Consider the following 626-nt stretch of genomic DNA (forward strand, 5'->3'; position numbering starts at 1 on the left):
GTTGGCGCACGACCACTACACCACTCCACGGGACACGACCTGGACGCCTGGACGGGGATGAACGACGAGCCGGCCGACGGGCTCGCCGATGTCACCTACTGGGGCCGGTACGCGGACGACGCACACGCCGAGTTCGGCGGCGATCGGATCGCGCAGTACGGCGTCGACGGACCGCACGGGTGGCTTGACCTCCCGCTGGCCGAGGCAGCCGCACGCGCCGCTGAACTCACTGCCTGGTGCGACCGCCTCCACGGCAAGGGCCTCATGGTCTCCATCGACAAGCACACCGACTTCCACCGCTTCCGGCGAGCAGGGTGGCACCACCCGCTCCGCGTTGGAGCAATCGAGGTCGGTGGCTGCCAGGTGCTCGGCATCGAATGGGATCAAGGCGATCATTCGATGAGGCACCGCGGTGAGCGGGACGCCGGCCAGGTCTATCCGGTCACGCTCGAAGCCGACGAGGCGGGCGAGACGGTGATGCGATGGACCATCCCGCCCTACGCCTTCGACGACGAAGACGAGTAACGAGCTCAGCTCTGGGATCTGCCAGCTCGAACCGGAGGAGGGCGGCGCATCTGGCCCGGCATCATGGCCTGGTGACGACATGGATGCGCTGCTACTGGGAC

General features: G+C 67.7%; 1 pseudogene. It reads left to right on the forward strand.

Annotated features, from left to right (window positions below):
• Positions 1–525 (forward strand): annotated as a pseudogene (locus tag ABD323_RS43600) (hypothetical protein); the annotation flags it as partial.
• Between the last annotated feature and the right edge of the window lie 101 nt (positions 526–626).

Source organism: Kitasatospora nipponensis, from assembly GCF_039528135.1.
GTDB classification, from domain to species: domain Bacteria; phylum Actinomycetota; class Actinomycetes; order Streptomycetales; family Streptomycetaceae; genus Kitasatospora; species Kitasatospora nipponensis.